The organism is Burkholderia sp. RF4-BP95 (assembly GCF_001521985.1).
Lineage (GTDB): Bacteria > Pseudomonadota > Gammaproteobacteria > Burkholderiales > Burkholderiaceae > Burkholderia > Burkholderia diffusa.
Genome location: NZ_LOSX01000011.1, coordinates 276543 through 293515, shown reverse-complemented (window position 1 = coordinate 293515; position 16973 = coordinate 276543). Strand labels below are relative to the sequence as shown.

Below are 16973 nucleotides of genomic sequence, written 5' to 3'. Positions count from 1 at the left end.
TCCAGCGCGAGGATGTTGGTCTGGAACGCGATGCCGTCGATCACGCCGATGATGTCGGAAATCTTGCGCGAACTCGCGGTGATGTCGTCCATCGTCGTGACGACCTCGCTCACCGCCTGCCCGCCGCGCTCGGCCGCTTCGCTCGCGGACACGGCGAGCCGGTTCGCCTGCAGCGCGGTCTCGGCATTGCTGTCGACGGTGGCCGTCATTTCGGCCATCGACGCGGCGGTTTCCTGCACGCTCGACGCGGCCTGTTCGGTGCGCGCGCTCAGGTCGTTGTTGCCTTGCGCGATCTCGTTGCTCGCGCGCTGCACGTTGTGCACCTGCTCGCTGACGTCGTCGACGAGCCAGCGGAACATCAGCCCGAGCTGATTGATCGTGCGCAGCGTCATGCCGATCTCGTCGACGCGGTTCATCCGCACGCCGCGGCGGTTTTCGCCGGTCGCGACGTTCAGTGCCTGGTCGTGCAGCCGTTTCAGCGGACGCACGATCTGCGCATCGAGCCACAGGCCGGCGGCCACCGACACGCCGGCCGTCGCGGCGGCAAACGCCGCCAGCCCGCCGCCGGCCAGCCCGCATGCCCCGCCCGCGCCGACAACGGCCGGCGCCAGCACGCACAGCGCCGAATGCACGCGCGCGCGCACCGACATCGTCTGCGGCAGCGACGCGATCCGCAACAGCCCGGTCCGGACGATCAACCCCTTGTGGAACCGGCGCTGGCCGGCCTTGCCTTCGCGGAACGCGCGATACAGCGCGTCGGTGGCCGCGATCTCGTCGCGCGGCGCCTTGGTGCGCACCGACAGGTAACCGTGCGGCACGCCGTCGCGCATCACCGGCACCGCGTTCGCGCGCACCCAGTAATGATCGCCGTTCCGGCGGCGGTTCTTCACGAGCGCGGTCCACGGCTCACCGCTCTTCAACGTCGCCCACATGTCGGCGAACGCCTCCTTCGGCATATCCGGGTGCCGCACGACGTTGTGCGGCTGACCGACGAGTTCGTCGTTCGAGAAGCCGCTCACGTATTCGAACGTCGTGTTCGCGTACGTGATGATGCTGTCGGCATCGGTGGTCGACATCAGCGTGACGTCGTCGGGAAATTCGAATTCTTGTTGGGTGACAGGTTGGTTGTTGCGCATGCAAGGCTCCGAAAGGCGGATCCGTCTGCGGGATCCGCGCGGCGCGAAAATCACGCTCAGTAGCCGAAAAACGGTTTATCGCTTTACGACGGTCTCGTCCTTACTGTCGGCAATCACCGGGAAATCCTGAGTCCGAAAGCGCCGGAAAATCTGAATTCCGTCGTCGACATGATTTCGATCAAGTAATCCCGCGATAATCGCGTCCGGCGCTTTGCGGATACGGCCCGATGCTTTGCTGGATTACGTCAGGCGACGCATCGGTTCACATAACCATTGCGCACAGCGAAACGATTCAGCCTGCGCGGCTCCATTCGACCGGCATTTGAATTCGATGAAAAAATCCAGCAATCAATGGAATCGGAATCGGTCGTGCCGGAATGCGGCGGCGGACATGCCGCCCGGCGCGAGGTCCTCCGTACGCGCACGAACGCAACCCGCGCGTAGAATTTCCGCTCGCTCAACACCGCCTGCCCGGAGAACGACATTGCAGAACGCGTCGCAGCCGCCGGCCTTGCCGAAGATCCTCGTCAGCATGTGCGTGCTCGGTCACCCCGTCCGTTACAACGGCTCGGCAAAGACCGCCGCGCATGAAACGCTCGCACGATGGCAGCGCGAAGGGCGCCTGGTGCCCGTGTGTCCGGAACTGGCAGGGGGATTGAGCGTGCCGCGACCGCCCGCCGAAATCGCGGATGGGGCATCAGGGCAACGCGTTCTGTCGGGTGCCGCGCGCATCGTCGACGTGCACGGCGCCGACGTGACGGCGCCGTTCATCGACGGCGCGCGCACCGCGCTCGCGCTGGCACGCGCGCACGACTGCCGCTACGCGATCCTGGCGGACGGCAGCCCCTCGTGCGGAAGCACGTTCATTTACGACGGGAGTTTTGCGGGCCGACGGCATGCCGGCGCCGGCGTGACGGCGGCGCTGCTGCGCCAGCATGGCGTCGAGGTGTTCGCGGACACCGAGATCGACGCGCTCGTCGCACGCCTCGCGCAACGCGCGCAAGCTGAATGACGATGTGGCCGGCACGACGATCGCGTGCCGGCCACATCGTTTGAAGCGGGAATCCTGTGAAGCGACGTGAACGCCGCCGCTTCACAGGATGACGCGATCAGACGCGCTCGATCGCGATCGCGATGCCCTGGCCGACGCCGATGCACATCGTGCACAGCGCGAAGCGGCCGTTGGTGCGATGCAGCTGATACATCGCGGTCGTCACGAGGCGCGCGCCCGACGCGCCGAGCGGATGGCCGAGCGCGATCGCGCCGCCGTTCGGGTTCACGCGAGGATCGTCGTCGGCGACGCCGAGCATGCGCAGCACCGCGAGGCCCTGCGACGCGAACGCTTCGTTCAGCTCGATCACGTCGAACTGGTCGATCGTCATGCCGAGCCGGGCGAGCAGCTTCTGCGTGGCCGGCGCGGGGCCGATGCCCATCACGCGCGGCGCGACGCCGGCCGTCGCGATGCCGAGCACGCGCGCGCGCGGCGTCAGGCCGAAGCGCTTCGCGGTGGCTTCGTTCGCGAGCAGCAGCGCGGCAGCGCCGTCGTTGACGCCCGACGCGTTGCCGGCCGTCACCGAGCCGTCCGGACGCACGACGCCCTTCAGCTTCGCGAGCGTCTCGAGCGACGTTTCGCGCGGATGCTCGTCGCGCGAAAAGACGACCGGATCGCCCTTCTTCTGCGGAATCGTGACCGGCACGATTTCCTCGGCGAGCGTGCCGTCCTGCTGCGCACGCGCGGCCTTCTGCTGGCTGCGCAGCGCGAACAGGTCCTGGTCGGCGCGGCTGACGTTGTAGTCGACCGCGACGTTCTCGGCCGTCTCCGGCATCGAATCGACGCCATGCAACTGTTTCATCAGCGGATTGACGAAGCGCCAACCGATCGTCGTGTCGTAGATGTCGGCCTGGCGCGCGAACGCGCTGGCGGCCTTGCCCATCACGAACGGGGCGCGCGTCATGCTTTCGACGCCGCCGGCCACCATCAGCGCGGCCTCGCCCGACTTGATCGCGCGCGCGGCCACGCCGACCGCATCCATCCCGGAACCGCACAGGCGGTTGATCGTCGAACCCGGCACGCCCTCCGGCAAACCCGCGAGCAGCGCGGACATGCGCGCGACGTTGCGGTTGTCCTCGCCGGCCTGGTTCGCGCAGCCGTAGATCACGTCGTCGATCGCCGTCCAGTCGACGTCGCGGTTGCGCTCGACGAGCGCCTTGAGCGGCACCGCGCCGAGGTCGTCGGCGCGCACGCCGGACAGCGCGCCGCCGTAACGGCCGATCGGGGTACGGATCGCATCACACAGAAAAGCTTCGGTCATCAGTGTCTCCGGTCTCATGCAAAGCTGGGAAGTGAATGAAACGCGCCCCTTGCATTGCCCGCCGGGATGCGCTTAAATGTTCTATATACGAACATAAGATCGTGTATCGAACGTTCAACGCATCATAGGGAGTGCGGGGACGACCTGTCAAGCGCCCGGTCCGCGGTGCGGTTGGCGTGTCAGGCCCCATGCGCTATCTTCTCGGCTGCACGACAATCCGACCGTTCATGACAACCGAAGACATCCAGACGAAACCGGGCGACTCCTATGTGCAGTCGTTCGCGCGCGGCCTCGCGGTGATCCGCGCATTCGACGCCCAGCGCCCGGAGCAGACGCTCACCGAGGTCGCCTCGGCCACCGGGCTCACGCGCGCCGGCGCGCGCCGGATCCTGCTGACGCTGCAGACGCTCGGCTATGTCGAGGCCGACGGCCGGCTGTTCCGGCTCACGCCGAAGATCCTCGAACTCGGCTTCGCATATCTCACGTCGATGCCGTTCTGGAGTCTCGCCGATCCGGTGATGGAGCAGCTGTCCGCGCAGATCCACGAAAGCTGCTCGGCCGCCGTGCTCGACCGCACCGAGATCGTCTACGTGCTGCGCGTGCCGACCCACAAGATCATGACGATCAACCTGTCGATCGGCAGCCGCCTGCCCGCGTACTGCACGTCGATGGGCCGTGTGCTGCTGTCCGCGCTCGACGACGCGGCGCTCGACGAAACGCTCGCGCAGAGCGGCATCCGCGCGCACACGCCGCGCACGATCACCGACATCGGCGAGCTGAAGGCGACGATCGCGCAGGTGCGCCAGCAAGGCTGGGCCGTGGTCGACCAGGAACTCGAAGTGGGCTTGATGTCGATCTCGGCACCGATCCGCAACCGGCGCGGGCAGGTGATCGCCGCGATGAACATCAGCGGCAACGCGCAGCGGCATACCGCGAAGCAGATGGTGAAGGAGTTTCTCGGGCCGCTGCAGCAGGCCGCGCAGACGGTGTCGGAACTGGTGGCACGGCGCGGGTGAGTGCACCGCGGGATGGCCGGACCACTGCGACGGCCATTCGCGGACACAAAAAACGGGGGCATCTGGCCGCCCGTTCAATGCTCCGACACTGCTGTAACGCTCGCTCAATTCGACAAGTACGACATTGCGCGGCGCCGCTCAGGCACCGCGACCAGCACTCACGCCCCGAGCAGCATCCCCGTGCGCACCGGCACCGTCCCCGTCACGCGGCCGAGCGGCGCACCGGCCGTCACGAAGCGGATCGCGCGGCGCATGTAGAACACGCCGTCGGTGCCGCTCGACACCGTCGTGATCGCGTCGGTCAGCGGATCGACGATGTCGAACAACGGATCGCCCGCACGAATCGTCGCGCCGATCGCCGCGCGGTGCACGAGAATCCCGCTCACCGGCGCGTAGAACTGCTCGCTGCCCGCGAGCGGCGTGGCCGGCGCGGCGAGCGGCGGCAGCGGCGTGCGCTCGCCGCGCACCGCGCCGCACCACACCAGATAGTCGACGAGCGCATCGGCGTCGCGCGCCGCGTATTCGTGCGTCACGTCGCGCTGGCCGCGGCACTCGACGGTCACGGCCACCGTGCCCGCCGCCATCGGCGTGCGTTCCGGCAGATGCTGCCGCAACTGCGTCCACAGCAGGTGATGCGCATCGTCGAACGCGTGGCCGCCGGAATCCTCGGCGAGCAACGACACCTCCGCGCCGAGATAGCGCGCGAGTGGCTCGACCTGCGGCCATGCCGCGTCGCTCGTGTACACGTGCATCACCGCTTCGAGCGAGCAATGCAGGTCGATCACGACGTCCGCGTCGTGCGACAGCTTCAGCAACGCAAGCTGCAACGCGTCGAATTCGGTGCGCGGCGCGATCTCGTCGAACGCCGCGCCGACGCATTCGCGCACGATCGCGCGATTGCGTTCGGGATCCGCGCCGAGCCGGTCGCGCGCCCGCGCGGCGATGTCGGCGAGCGGCAGGAAGCCGCGATTGAAATTGCGTCCGCTCGCGAGATCGAACCGGCCGATGAATTGCCCGAGCAGATGGTGGTTGAGCCCGATCGGATTCGCGACCGGCACCAATACGACTTCGGCCGCGAGCCGGCCGGCCGCGTCGAGCTGCGTGAGTCGCTGCTTGAGCGCGACGGCGGCGAGCATCGCGGGCGTCTCGTCCGCGTGCAGCGCGGCCTGCAGGTAGATCTTGCGGCCGGCGTCGGCCGGCCCGAAGTGAAAGCTCGTCAGCGTGCGCTGCGTGCCGATCGACGGCGACAGGAGCGGCGTGGTGCGAATCTGCATCGAGGATCCCGAATGAAAAATGCGAGGGAAACGGCGCGTTCGGCTCAGTCGCCGTACGGGTTGAAATCGAAGTACTGCTTCGCGATCCGCTCGTACGTGCCGTCCTTCAGCATCGACGCGATCGCGCCGTCGATCGACGCCTTGAGCGCCGTGTCCGACTGGCGCATTCCGATGCCGACGCCGCGATCGCCCAGGTCGAGCGGCGCGCCGACGAACGCGAAGCCCTTGCCCTTCGGCTGGCGCAGGAATCCGTAGTCGGCTTCCACCGTGCCGAGCAGCGCGGCGTCGAGCCGGCCGTTGACGAGATCGGCGAACACGTCGTCCTGGCTCTTGTACGGCACCACGCCGACGCCGGCCGGCGCCCAGTGCGCGAGCGCCCACGATTCGAACTGCGTGCCCGACTGCACGCCGACGCGCTTGCCGGCCAGCGACACGGCCGTGCTGCCGAGCCCGCGCTCGGGCCGCGCGACGAGTCGCGACTTGAAGCGGAACAGTTTCGACGAGAACAGGATCTGCTTCTCGCGCTTCTCGGTGATCGCCATCGACGACAAAATCGCGTCGATCTTGCGCGCCTGCAGCGCCGGGATCATCCCGGAGAATTCAAGCTCGACCCACTGGCAGCGCAACTGCGCGCGGCGGCAGATCTCGTTGCCGAGATCGACGTCGAAACCCTTCAGGTTGCCGTCGGGCGCCTTCGCGTCCATCGGCGGATAGGTCGGATCGATGCCGAGGCGCACCACATGCGCATCGAGCGCGTGCGCGGACGGCGCCGCGAAACCGATGCACAGCGAAGCCAGCGGAACGAGGAAGCGGCGGAAGCGAGGGAGGCGTGGCACGCGTTTCATGATCGACGGAAGGCGGGAAGTGGGACAACCGGCATGAGCCGGACTGCCTGCGATCGTAGTGCGCGCGCGTCGCCGCCGGAACGCGCGGCTGTCTTATCATGATCGGTATTTCCGATCACCGGCCTCGCGCTCGACCATGGCGTTCACGCTGTCCCAGCTCCGCATCTTCCAGGCCGTCGTCGAACACGGCAGCCTGCGCGCCGCCGCACGCGCGCTGGATCTCGCGCAGAGCGGCGTCACGCAGCAACTGCAGAGCCTCGAAGCGACGCTCGGCGCGACGCTTTTCACGCGCACCAATCGCGGGATCGTGCCGACGGCCGTCGGCCAGCGGCTGCTCGCGCGCTCGGGCGCGATCCTCGGCGAGTGCGAACAGGTCGAGCACGAGATCCGTCAGCTGAGCGGCGCCTACGAAGGCACCGTCACGCTGGGCCTCGTGACCGAACCGCTGATCGATGCGTTCGCGCCGGTGCTGACCGCGTTCCGCGCGCGCTTCCCGAAGGTCGACGTGCACTTGCGCACCGGCACGTCGCGGATGATGATCGGCTGGCTGCGCGAGAGCGCGGTGGATTTCGCGATCGCGCTCGTCGCGAAGCAGACCGACACGACCGATCTCGCGGTCACGCCGCTGCATGCGTCGGCGCCGGTGGTCGTGTGCCGCAACGGCCATCCGCGGCAGCACGCGCAATCGCTTGCCGAGCTGGCCGACTACGCGTGGGTGTCGACGCGTTCGCCGAACCTGAGCGCCGATCCGGTCGTCAACCGGCTGCTCGCGTATTTCGACGCGCACGCCCAGCCCGCGCCGACGATCATCGCAACCGTGGAAGGGATGTTCGAAACGCTGCAGCTCGTCACGCAGACGGATTGCCTCGCGCTCGAATCCGAAGCCGTGACGCGGCACGGGCCGTTCGCGGGCGCGCTCGCGAAGGTGCGCGTGCGCGAGCAGGCTGAATCGCAGGAAGTCTGCCTGCTGCAGCGCGCGGCCGTGCCGTTGACGCCCGCCGCGCAGGAACTGGCGACGATGCTCGCGTCGTACCTGAGGACCGTGCGCGGGCGGTAATCCACACGCGGATCGCCGCCCGCGGCGCCGCACGTCAGTCCATCGATTCGCGCGCCGTCTCGCGCAGCATCGCGACCGCGATCAGCGACAGCACCACGCACATGGCCACGTAGCCGGCCGGCGCGAGCTTGCTGCCCGTCGTCTTCACGAGCCAGGTTGCGATCAGCTGCGCGGTGCCGCCGAAGATCGTCACCGCGAGCGCATACGCGATCGAGATGCCCGTCGCGCGCACGTGGCGCGGCAGCGATTCGCACATCAGCGCCATTTCGGATGCCGAACCGAGCGAATAGAACAGCAGCATCAGCGCGGTCAGCGGCAGGATCACCGACAGCGTCGGATGATGGTTCATCAGCCAGAACGCCGGGAACAGCAGCAGGACCAGCACGCCGCGTCCGACGAAGATCGGCATGCGCCTGCTGCCGAGGCGGTCCGACAGCCAGCCGAACAGCGGACACGTCACCAGCATCACGCAACCCGACGCGACGCCGACGAACATCGACAGCTTCATCGGCAGCCCGAGCGTATGGATCGCATAGGTCGGCATGTAGAAAGTCAGGATGTAGGTCGACACCGTGCCGCCCATCACCGTCAGCATCAGCAGCAGCACCGTGCGCGTGTGCTGCGAGAACAGCTCGCGCAGCACGCCGCGTTCGATCCCGTGATGGCTGTCGGAGGGCGCATCGTCCGCGAGCCGGCGACGCAGAACCATACCCACCGGCGCGATCAGCACGCCCACGAGGAACGGCAGGCGCCAGCCCCAGCCCTCGAGCGCGTCCTTCGTCAGCGTGTTCGACAGCAGCGCCGCGAAGCCCGAACCCATCAGCGCCGCGCCGCCCTGCGTCGCGAGCTGCCAGCTCGCGCGGAACGCGCGGTGCGACGTGCCGCCCTGCTCGATCAGCGTGGAAGTCGCCGCGCCGAATTCACCGCCCTGCGAGAAGCCCTGCATCAGCCGTGCGCAGACGACCAGCAGCGGCGCAGCCACGCCGACCTGCGCGTAGGTCGGCGCGATCGCGATCAGGCCCGTGCCGAGCGCCATCAGCATGATCGTCAGGTTCAGCGCGGCCTTGCGGCCCTTGCGATCCGCATAGACGCCGAGCACGACGCTGCCGAGCGGCCGCGTGAAGAAGCCCGCGGCGAACGTCGCGACCGACAGCAGCAGCGACGTGGTCGGATCGCTCGACGGGAAGAACAGCTTGCCGATCAGCACCGCGAAAAAGCCGTACACGGTGAAATCGAAGAACTCCAGCCAGTTGCCGATCACGGCCGCCGCGATCGCGCCGCGCTTCGTGACGGCCGGTGCGCCGCGCGTATCGGCTTCGGCAGCCCCCGCCGACGCGGGGTGCAGCGCGAGATGGTCTTTCTGCATCGTTCGTTTCTCCTCTCAATGCGGCCGGAAGCGCCGGCCGCGCGCCGCCGCCGGGGCTTACTGCCCGAGGTACCGCTCGACGAGGCGCGTCCAGAACGCCGCGCCGATCGGCAGGTTGCGATCGTTGAAGTCGTACTTCGGGTTGTGCACCATGCAGCCGTCCTCGCCTTCGCCGTTGCCGAGCCGCACGAACGAGCCCGGCCGCTGCTGCAGCATGAACGCGAAATCCTCGCTGCCCATCAGCAGGTCGGCCTGCTCGACCACGTGCGCGTCGCCGACCAGCTCGCGCGCGACCTGCGCGGCGAAATCCGTTTCGGCATCCGTATTGACGACGACCGGATAGCCTTCGATGTACTCGACGTGCGCGGTCGCGCCGTAACTCGCGGCCTGCGACTCGGCGAGCTCGACGATGCGGCGTTTGAGCAGCGCGCGCACGTCGGGGCTGAACGACCGCACGCTGAGTTCGAGGCGCGCGCCGTTCGGGATCACGTTGTTCGCGGTGCCCGCGTGCATCGAGCCGACCGTGACGACCGCCGGCTGCGACGGGTCGACGTTGCGCGCGACGATCGTCTGCAGCGCCATCACGATGCTCGCCGCGACGACCACCGGATCGACCGTCAGGTGCGGCCGCGCCGCATGGCCGCCGATGCCCTCGATCGAGATGATCGCCTTGTCGCCGGCCGACATGAACGGGCCGCGCCGCGTGAGGAACACGCCGGGCGCCGCGCCCGGATGGTTGTGCATGCCGAACACCGCATCGCACGGAAAGCGGTCGAACAGGCCGTCGTCGATCATCTTCTTCGCGCCGCTGTCGACGCCGTGCTCTTCCGCCGGCTGGAAATACAGATGCACGGTGCCGGAGAAGTTGCGCGTCTTCGCGAGGTGTTGCGCGGCGCCGAGCAGCATCGTCGTGTGGCCGTCGTGGCCGCATGCGTGCATCTTGCCGTGCGTGCCGCTCGCGTACGGCAGGCCGGTCGCCTCGATGATCGGCAGCGCGTCCATGTCCGCACGGATGCCGATGCTGCGCGTGCCGTCGCCGACGCGCAGCGTGCCGACCACGCCCGTCTCGCCGACCCCGCGCGTCACCTGCCAGCCCCATTGCTCGAGCTTGTCCGCGACGAGCGCGGCCGTCTCGTGCTCCTCGTACGCGAGCTCCGGATGATGGTGAATGTGATGGCGAATCTCGCGCAGCCCGCCGGCGGCGGGCATCAGATCCTCGATTTCGGTGAATCGGACGTCGGTGGTCATCAAGCGGCTCCTGCTGATCGTCAGCGTGTCAGCCGCACGCGAACGGTTGCGTGCGGGAAAGCGAGCCACTATAGCGAGCCGATATCCGTTCAATAAGATGCGGAATTTTTCACCGCGATAAGGTTTGTTAATCAGGGTTAGTACGGAGCGCGATCGTGTCACTTTCGATTGGATCGGGTTATCGCTTCAGCAAAAGCAGCGCCAGCGAGAAGAAGCGAATCCAGTCGCGCGAGGCTTCGCGCCAGGGGAAACAACACCTGCAATATCCGCGGACAAGGTCCGCTACGGACCGGTTCCGATCTGGAGACCTGGAGGAAACATGGAATACAACCGTCTGTTGCACACCCTGCGTGTTACCGCCTCTCCCTTGCGAGTTCCATTGAATCGAGGAAGGTGCGCATCGACATCTTGCCGTAACACCGTCACCCGCGATGCTCACGTGCATTGCGCAGCGGCATCCGCGCCGAACCAAGGGTAACCACCAATTTCCACGACCTTGACTTGACACATTACGATCCTATACTAAAGCGCGTTAGTAGCGGGCGAAACGGTAAGAAATCGATCGTCTTGCAGGCTTCATACAGCTTGCAGATCAACGCTGAAGCCAACTCGAATCAGGGGCAATCTCCAGTGAGTCGCGTAACCAGCATCCAGGTAGCCCAACTCGCGGGCGTGTCGCGAACAACAGTGTCGTTCGTATTGAACGGCGTCGCCGGCATGGGAATCAGCGAGGAAACTCGCAGTCGCGTGCTCGCGGCAGCCAGAAAGCTCGGCTATGTTCCGAACGCCATGGCTCGATCGCTCGCCGTCGGCTCGACGAGAACGGTCGCGCTCCTCATGCCTCATGGCGATCATATTCACGTCGACGTCGACGCCTATCTGCCTCGATTTCTCGCAGGGTTGAGCGCAGCCTGTCACGCGAACGGCTACAAGGTCATACTCGAACCCGTCAAGGAATCGCACCGCCCTGGTGCTTTTCTTGATCTCGTGGAGAGTGGGCGCGTCGATGGCTTGGTGGTCCTGAATCCACGAAAGCTTGACGATGATCACCTCCGTAAGCTGGCTCATAAGGAATTTCCGCTCGTCGTATTCGGCTCGAACCTGGCCGATTCGCACCCGATATGTGCCATTGGCGTTGACAACCGATCTGCCGCTCAACGGGCAACGGAACATCTGCTTGGCCTCGGTCATGAGCGCGTTGCACATATCGGCTTCGCATCCGATGACTATCAGGTAGTACACGACCGCCTGAATGGCTTCCGACAAGCAATGGAAGCACGGCGTCTGGATGTGCGCCCCGAATGGATAGCATTTGCCGATTACAGCGCGGAAAGCGGTTATGAAGCCATGCGAACAATGCTCTCTCGAGCATCTCGCATGACAGCGCTGTTCGCGGGTAACGACACTGTAGCTTTCGGAGCGATGGCCGCGATCCGCGACGCCGGATTGCGCATCCCGGACGATCTGGCAGTCGTCGGTTACGACGATATTCCGCTCGCGGCATTCGCAACGCCTCCCCTCACAACAGTGCGCACCGAACCGTTCAAGGAGGGGAATGACGCGGCAGCGATGTTGCTTGGACTCATAGCTGGAAACCCAGTCGATGGGCTGCATTCTCGCGCAGTTGCTCCATTGGTTGTCCGACAATCCTGCGGTGCGAGTTCTCCAAATATCGAGAAACGAAACTGAAAGTGGACCATACACGACACAGGTGCAAAACTGTTGCACATCGGACCCAAGGCGAGCAGGCGAACAGCTTTTTCCGTGATTCAATTGTCTTCGATCTGAATAACGGCCATCCAAGCAAATGAAGACCTAGGGTCAGGATAGATCTCGTTACGACGACGTTCAAACAAGTATCCGCAACACATTTTCCATAAGCACAAAGTTCAGAAACATTGACATTTTTCAAATATATTTGGACTACTAATATTTATGTAGCAATCCTCGCCATTGATTATCCATTTGACCCTTGAATGCAGCAAGAATTTCCACGACCGGTGGCGACAATCATTTAATTAGTTATACAAACAAATTTAAATAGGGGATTAATAATGATGAGAAGCAATCAACCACAGGCATCCAAGCCGTATCGCGGCCATGCGACCGTTCTCTACGCAACTTTGGCCTTATGCTCGATCGAATTGGCACATGCCACCTGCCCGGCCAATTTCCAGACCCTGAAATTTGGCGATCCGGGTTTCGAACTGGCAAATCCCGTGGGTTACGCCTGTCCAGGTACATGGACGGTGACATCGGGGGCTGGATGCGCTTCGAACAACTCGCATACCGGTAGCAGAGCTGCGTTCCTGCCAGGCGCGGACGGATCATCTGTTTCGCAGGCAGTCACTTCTCCGGTAAGCGGATCATTCGACATCTCCACATGGATTGCAGCGGCCACCGGAATGGGCGGTACCTTTTCAGTCCAGGTCGCCGGTCAAACCGTTCAGACGATCACACTCCCATCCTCTATCTCGACCACGAATTACATCAAGTACACCATCCCGCGGGTTCCAGTTACAGCGAACAGCGTGGTAACGGTCACATTCACATCGTCAAGCGGGCGTCACTGGATCAATATCGACGATATCGAGGTCGTGTCCTCGGCACCCAACGATCCGCAGATTTCCTCGGATAACGCGACCGTCGTCGCGATGTTCAACTGGGCGAAAACAAAGGCCAACTCCTGGGTACGCCAGGCTTGCACAACCGGCGTCGCCAACCTGGATGAGAATGACAAGAGTGGTCGTGGCAGCGTGACGTATGCCTCGTCATACTGGGCAGGCTATCCGTTCCGCTCCTACTATTACTCCCGCGATTTTGCACACCAGTTCATCGGCGCGCACGTGCTGGGCCTCGATGCACAAAACAAAGCAATGCTAACGGCATTCGCGTCGACGGCGACCTCCGGGCGTCAATACTACCCTGCATGGGCGCTGAATTTTGACGGATCGATCGGGCAGACCGACTATTCAAGCGACACATCGTTTGTGCGCGAGTTGCCCGCGCCATTCGAACTCACACAGCGCATCGCAGACGGATATCGCTGGACAGGGGACGCAGATTATGTCGCGTCGACTGGCTCGTTATATACGTTCGCGCAAAACACCGTTAGTACCTTCGTAGACGACCACTACGGGATACTCAGTGATGGAACGGCCAACGGGCGGCAAGTCAAAGTCACACAGGAAAGCGGTTCCGACATCTGGTCTGGCGTCGCGAGTTATAACGAAGGCGCGCCGGGAAATCCGGTCGAGGCTGCCGACGCGCTATCCAGCCAATATCAAGCCTACCTTGCAATGCAAGTACTCGCGGCGGCAGCTAGCGACAGCACGACGGCGAATACCTATGCGACAAAAGCCGGTGACCTGAGAACCTATTACAACAATCCGTGGAGTGTCTATTCGTCCACCTCGAACGACGTGGTACGCAGCTATGACGCGTCCGCGCAAAAGTCTACTGTATGGGGCGGCGAGATGAGTTGGTTCCCTCCGATGAAAGGCATCATGGAACCGGGTACGCGTCGCAATCAATACATGACGTGGCTCAACACCACCGCGCTTGGTTCCACGCCAGCCAATCTCGAGGCGGTGACCTACCTTCCCGACGCGTTTTTCGCCGTCCGCGATGGCACCACCGCATGGGCGTGGATGCAATATGTATACAACCACATCAACGACGTACACGGCGGTTATGGCAACAACTTCATCAACGCCGATTACCCGGAAGTGTCATTTACGCTCGTCGGGCAGGCGATTGCCGGCCTCCTCGGTGTTGAGCCGGATGCGCCCGACAACAGGCTGACGACGCTTTCGCAACTGCCGTCCAGCGGCATGACTTGGCTCCAGGTCTCACACATTCCGATCGGGACCGGCAAGATCACCGTGAGACACGACGGCACGACAAAGAGCACGCTAACCAATGAGAACCCCACCGGGGGATCAACTTACACGTGGCATGCGCGATTCTCAGGCACCTACCCCAAGATCACAGTGAACGGTGTATCCCAAACGGTTAAAACCGAGCAACCCGAGGGCAGCAACGGCCCCACTTACACATATGTCGAGGTTTCCGTCGCACCCCAAAGTACGGCCATTGTGCAGGCTTCGAATTGAGCACGCATGCGCGGGTTAAAGAAGAAGGTCATATGGAGAATGGCATGGCAAGCGTAATACTGAAAGGCGTGTCGAAAGCATACGGAAACGGTCTGCCCATCGTTCGGGACATCGATCTCGACATCGCCGAGGGCGAATTTTGTGTATTTCTCGGCGCCTCGGGTTGCGGAAAATCCACCCTGCTTCGCATGATTGCAGGGCTCGAGGATGTCACGGACGGAGACATCTATATCGGCCAACGGAGAGTGAATCTCGTACCGCCCGCACGCCGCGGCGTGGCGATGGTGTTCCAGAGCTACGCGCTCTTTCCTCACATGACCGTCTATGAAAACCTGTCATTCGGACTGACTCTGTCCGGAACGCCCAAGGCAACGGTCCGAGAAAAGGTTCTCAACGTCGCGCACGCACTGCAAATCGAGCATCTACTGGATCGCAAGCCACGCGCACTGTCCGGTGGCCAGCGACAGCGCGTTGCGATCGGGCGCGCCATCGCCCGTGAGCCTGGCGTTTTTCTATTCGACGAGCCGCTTTCCAATCTGGACGCAGCCTTGCGTGTACAGACGCGTCACGAGATTGCACGAATTCATCGCGAAATCGGTCGAGCATCCACTATTTACGTCACGCACGATCAGGTGGAAGCCATGACGCTCGCCGATCGAGTCGTACTGCTTAACTCTGGTGAAACCGCTCGCCGGATGGGAAGCCTGGCACAATCCGGGCCGCCACTCGAGCTCTATTACCATCCGCGGAATCGCTTCGTTGCCGAATTCATCGGTTCACCGAAGATGAATTTTATCGACGCCGAACTCATGGCGGCCGGCAAGCACCTGGCCCAAGTGCGTCTGGCCAGCGGAGACGTGCTTTCGGCGTGTGTCGATGCGAGACCCCTGAGTCCGGGTGCGTCACTCACACTCGGCGTTCGTCCGGAAGATCTCGCGCTCGGCACCCGAACTCAGCATTTCGTGCGCGAAGTCATGTGGCAAGAGCGTCTAGGCGAGGCGACATATGCGTACCTGAATGGCGGCGACGTGGCGTCACATTGGATAGCCAAATTGCCGGGTTCGACAAATGTCAGCGCCGGCCAGCGCCTTCCATTTTCAGTACCTCCCGACAAGCTGCACGCATTCGATTCCGACGGCAATGCACTGCAACGCTGCCTCGACCAGCAGGCATCGATGACCACCATGCCGATAGCCGACGGCGGTTTCGCCCATCAAGCCGGCAGTGCAGTGATCGGCCAACTGCATGTCAACGAACACTACAACGCGAACGCACGCCGGGGGCGGTAGTAACGGCGTCACCGACCAACAACGAGGAGAATCAGATGGAGACGCGAAGGAAACTGCTGAAAACGGTATTGTTGTCGATGATCGTATTGACCGTACTCGACGCCAACGCCGCGCCCCTTGTCATCAATACCGACACATCCGATCCGGCTGTGAAAGCGGCCTTCGATGCGGCCGTGAGCGATTTCAAGACCGAAAACCCCGACGTTGAGGTCCGGGTAAACCGTTTCGATCACGATGCCTACAAAACGGCAATCCGAAACTTCCTGACTGCCGACGCCCCCGACGTGGTGAACTGGTACCCAGGGCACAAGATGGAGCCGTTCGTGCGAGCAGGTCTCTTTGAAGACGTGTCCGACATTTGGACTAAGAATAATCTCGACACCAAGCTCAAATCCGCATCGTCCGCAATGACGCTGAATGGAAAGAAATGGGGCATCCCCTATACGTACTATCAATGGGGTATCTACTACCGAAAGGATATTTTTTCCAAGCTGGGCATCGAACCGCCCAAAACCTGGCGGGAATTGCTTGATGCGTGTGCAAAACTCAAGGCGAACGGCGTCGCGCCGTTCGTCATCGGCACCAAGGAGCCCTGGCCGAATCTTGCCTGGTTCGACTACCTCGATTTACGTGTGAACGGATTTGCATTCCATATGGCCCTGACAGGAGGCAAGGTCTCCTTCAAGGATTCGCGAGTGCAAGCGGTGTTCGATCGTTGGGATCAGTTGACCAAGCCAGGTTACTTCCTCGCCAATCACGCTTCCTATACATGGCAGGAAGCCGCTGCGTTGTTTGCCCAAGGTAAAGGAGCGATGTACCTGATGGGCAATTTCGTGGTGGCGCCAATGAAGCAAGCAGGCCTTGGCACGGACAAGCTCGGATTCATGCCATTTCCCATCGTCGATCCGTCGATCCCTCTTGCGGAGGAAGCGCCGATCGAATCGATTCACATTCCGACGAATGCGAAAAACAAGGTCGATGCGCGCCGCTTCCTGGCCTACATGGCGCGAGCTGACGTGCAGGCCAAATACGGTGAGCGAACTGACGAGCTACCGGTCAACCAGGATGCGCCTCCACCGCGTGACCCTTACCTGAAGGCAGGTGCCGCACTGATTGCGAAGGCTGAGGGACTCTCCCAGTTCTTCGATCGAGACTCGTCCCCGGAATTGACTCAGGCTGCCATGGATGCATTCGAGCGGTACATGTTGAAGCCTGACACGCGCGGCGCAGCACTTGACCGTCTCGAGCAAGTACGTCAGCGCGTCTACAAATAAACGCCGAATCAACTCGTTTTCAGGGTGGGCGCGGTACTGCG

13 protein-coding genes are annotated in these 16973 nt (G+C 63.3%); 7 read left to right on the top strand and 6 right to left on the bottom strand.

Translation table 11 applies throughout. From position 1 onward, the window contains the following. Positions 1-1136: PAS domain-containing methyl-accepting chemotaxis protein (locus WS46_RS03885; RefSeq protein ID WP_059689354.1), on the bottom strand; the 1136-nt coding region annotated here is incomplete at its 3' end. A 532-nt stretch (positions 1137-1668) separates the two neighbouring features. Here WS46_RS03885 and WS46_RS03880 point away from each other — a divergent pair. Next, positions 1669-2148, top strand: a complete 480-nt coding sequence (locus WS46_RS03880; RefSeq protein WP_373558351.1) for a DUF523 domain-containing protein — start codon at positions 1669-1671, stop codon at positions 2146-2148. Between the two features lie 97 nt (positions 2149-2245). Here the strand turns inward: WS46_RS03880 and pcaF are convergent, their stop codons facing one another. Then, positions 2246-3448: a 3-oxoadipyl-CoA thiolase gene (pcaF, locus tag WS46_RS03875; RefSeq protein WP_059689352.1), complete on the bottom strand. Its 1203-nt coding sequence runs from the start codon at positions 3446-3448 to the stop codon at positions 2246-2248. A gap of 227 nt (positions 3449-3675) precedes the next feature. Between pcaF and WS46_RS03870 the strand changes: the two genes are divergently transcribed. Beyond that, positions 3676-4464: an IclR family transcriptional regulator gene (locus WS46_RS03870; protein WP_059528522.1), complete on the top strand. Its 789-nt coding sequence runs from the start codon at positions 3676-3678 to the stop codon at positions 4462-4464. Between the two features lie 158 nt (positions 4465-4622). On the opposite strand, the gene WS46_RS03865 is transcribed toward WS46_RS03870, so the two are convergent. Together WS46_RS03865 and WS46_RS03860 are read right to left on the bottom strand one after the other, a co-directional pair. Beyond that, complete coding sequence (locus WS46_RS03865) at positions 4623-5738, bottom strand: succinylglutamate desuccinylase/aspartoacylase family protein (RefSeq protein WP_059689351.1); 1116 nt, start codon at positions 5736-5738, stop codon at positions 4623-4625. Between the two features lie 44 nt (positions 5739-5782). Then, positions 5783-6535 (bottom strand): transporter substrate-binding domain-containing protein, encoded by a 753-nt coding sequence (locus WS46_RS03860; RefSeq protein ID WP_257129922.1) that lies wholly within the window; start codon positions 6533-6535, stop codon positions 5783-5785. 184 nt (positions 6536-6719) lie between these two features. Here WS46_RS03860 and WS46_RS03855 point away from each other — a divergent pair, with 184 nt between their 5' ends. Beyond that, positions 6720-7640 (top strand): LysR family transcriptional regulator, encoded by a 921-nt coding sequence (locus tag WS46_RS03855; RefSeq protein ID WP_059689349.1) that lies wholly within the window; start codon positions 6720-6722, stop codon positions 7638-7640. 34 nt (positions 7641-7674) lie between these two features. Here WS46_RS03855 and WS46_RS03850 read toward each other — a convergent pair whose 3' ends face one another. Both WS46_RS03850 and WS46_RS03845 read right to left on the bottom strand, forming a co-directional pair. Further along, positions 7675-9006, bottom strand: coding sequence for an MFS transporter (locus tag WS46_RS03850; RefSeq protein WP_059689348.1), 1332 nt, complete (start codon positions 9004-9006; stop codon positions 7675-7677). A gap of 57 nt (positions 9007-9063) precedes the next feature. After that, on the bottom strand, positions 9064-10254 hold the full coding sequence (locus tag WS46_RS03845) for a M20 aminoacylase family protein (protein WP_059528537.1): 1191 nt from the start codon (positions 10252-10254) through the stop codon (positions 9064-9066). Positions 10255-10773: 519 nt separating this feature from the next. On the opposite strand from WS46_RS03845, the gene WS46_RS33385 reads away from it, so the two are divergent. The 4 genes from WS46_RS33385 to WS46_RS03825 all read left to right on the top strand — a co-directional run bounded on the left by WS46_RS33385 (position 10774) and on the right by WS46_RS03825 (position 16932). Continuing rightward, entirely contained in the window at positions 10774-11943 is a 1170-nt protein-coding gene (locus tag WS46_RS33385) for a LacI family DNA-binding transcriptional regulator (RefSeq protein ID WP_373558350.1), read from the top strand. A gap of 530 nt (positions 11944-12473) precedes the next feature. Continuing rightward, complete coding sequence (locus WS46_RS36350) at positions 12474-14369, top strand: hypothetical protein (RefSeq protein ID WP_059689346.1); 1896 nt, start codon at positions 12474-12476, stop codon at positions 14367-14369. A 44-nt stretch (positions 14370-14413) separates the two neighbouring features. After that, positions 14414-15658, top strand: coding sequence for an ABC transporter ATP-binding protein (locus WS46_RS03830; RefSeq protein WP_059689364.1), 1245 nt, complete (start codon positions 14414-14416; stop codon positions 15656-15658). 35 nt (positions 15659-15693) lie between these two features. Beyond that, positions 15694-16932, top strand: a complete 1239-nt coding sequence (locus tag WS46_RS03825) for an extracellular solute-binding protein (protein ID WP_059689345.1) — start codon at positions 15694-15696, stop codon at positions 16930-16932. Positions 16933-16973 lie beyond the last annotated feature (41 nt).

Bases quoted from the DNA above. Each gene is read 5' to 3' on its own strand.
- WS46_RS03855 (WP_059689349.1), top strand. From the start codon at position 6,720: ATGGCGTTCACGCTGTCCCAGCTCCGCATCTTCCAGGCCGTCGTCGAA.
- WS46_RS03880 (WP_373558351.1), top strand. From the start codon at position 1,669: ATGTGCGTGCTCGGTCACCCCGTCCGTTACAACGGCTCGGCAAAGACC.
- WS46_RS03870 (WP_059528522.1), top strand. From the start codon at position 3,676: ATGACAACCGAAGACATCCAGACGAAACCGGGCGACTCCTATGTGCAG.
- WS46_RS03825 (WP_059689345.1), top strand. From the start codon at position 15,694: ATGGAGACGCGAAGGAAACTGCTGAAAACGGTATTGTTGTCGATGATC.
- pcaF (WP_059689352.1), bottom strand. From the start codon at position 3,448: ATGACCGAAGCTTTTCTGTGTGATGCGATCCGTACCCCGATCGGCCGT.
- WS46_RS03845 (WP_059528537.1), bottom strand. From the start codon at position 10,254: ATGACCACCGACGTCCGATTCACCGAAATCGAGGATCTGATGCCCGCC.
- WS46_RS03830 (WP_059689364.1), top strand. From the start codon at position 14,414: ATGGCAAGCGTAATACTGAAAGGCGTGTCGAAAGCATACGGAAACGGT.
- WS46_RS03865 (WP_059689351.1), bottom strand. From the start codon at position 5,738: ATGCAGATTCGCACCACGCCGCTCCTGTCGCCGTCGATCGGCACGCAG.
- WS46_RS03850 (WP_059689348.1), bottom strand. From the start codon at position 9,006: ATGCAGAAAGACCATCTCGCGCTGCACCCCGCGTCGGCGGGGGCTGCC.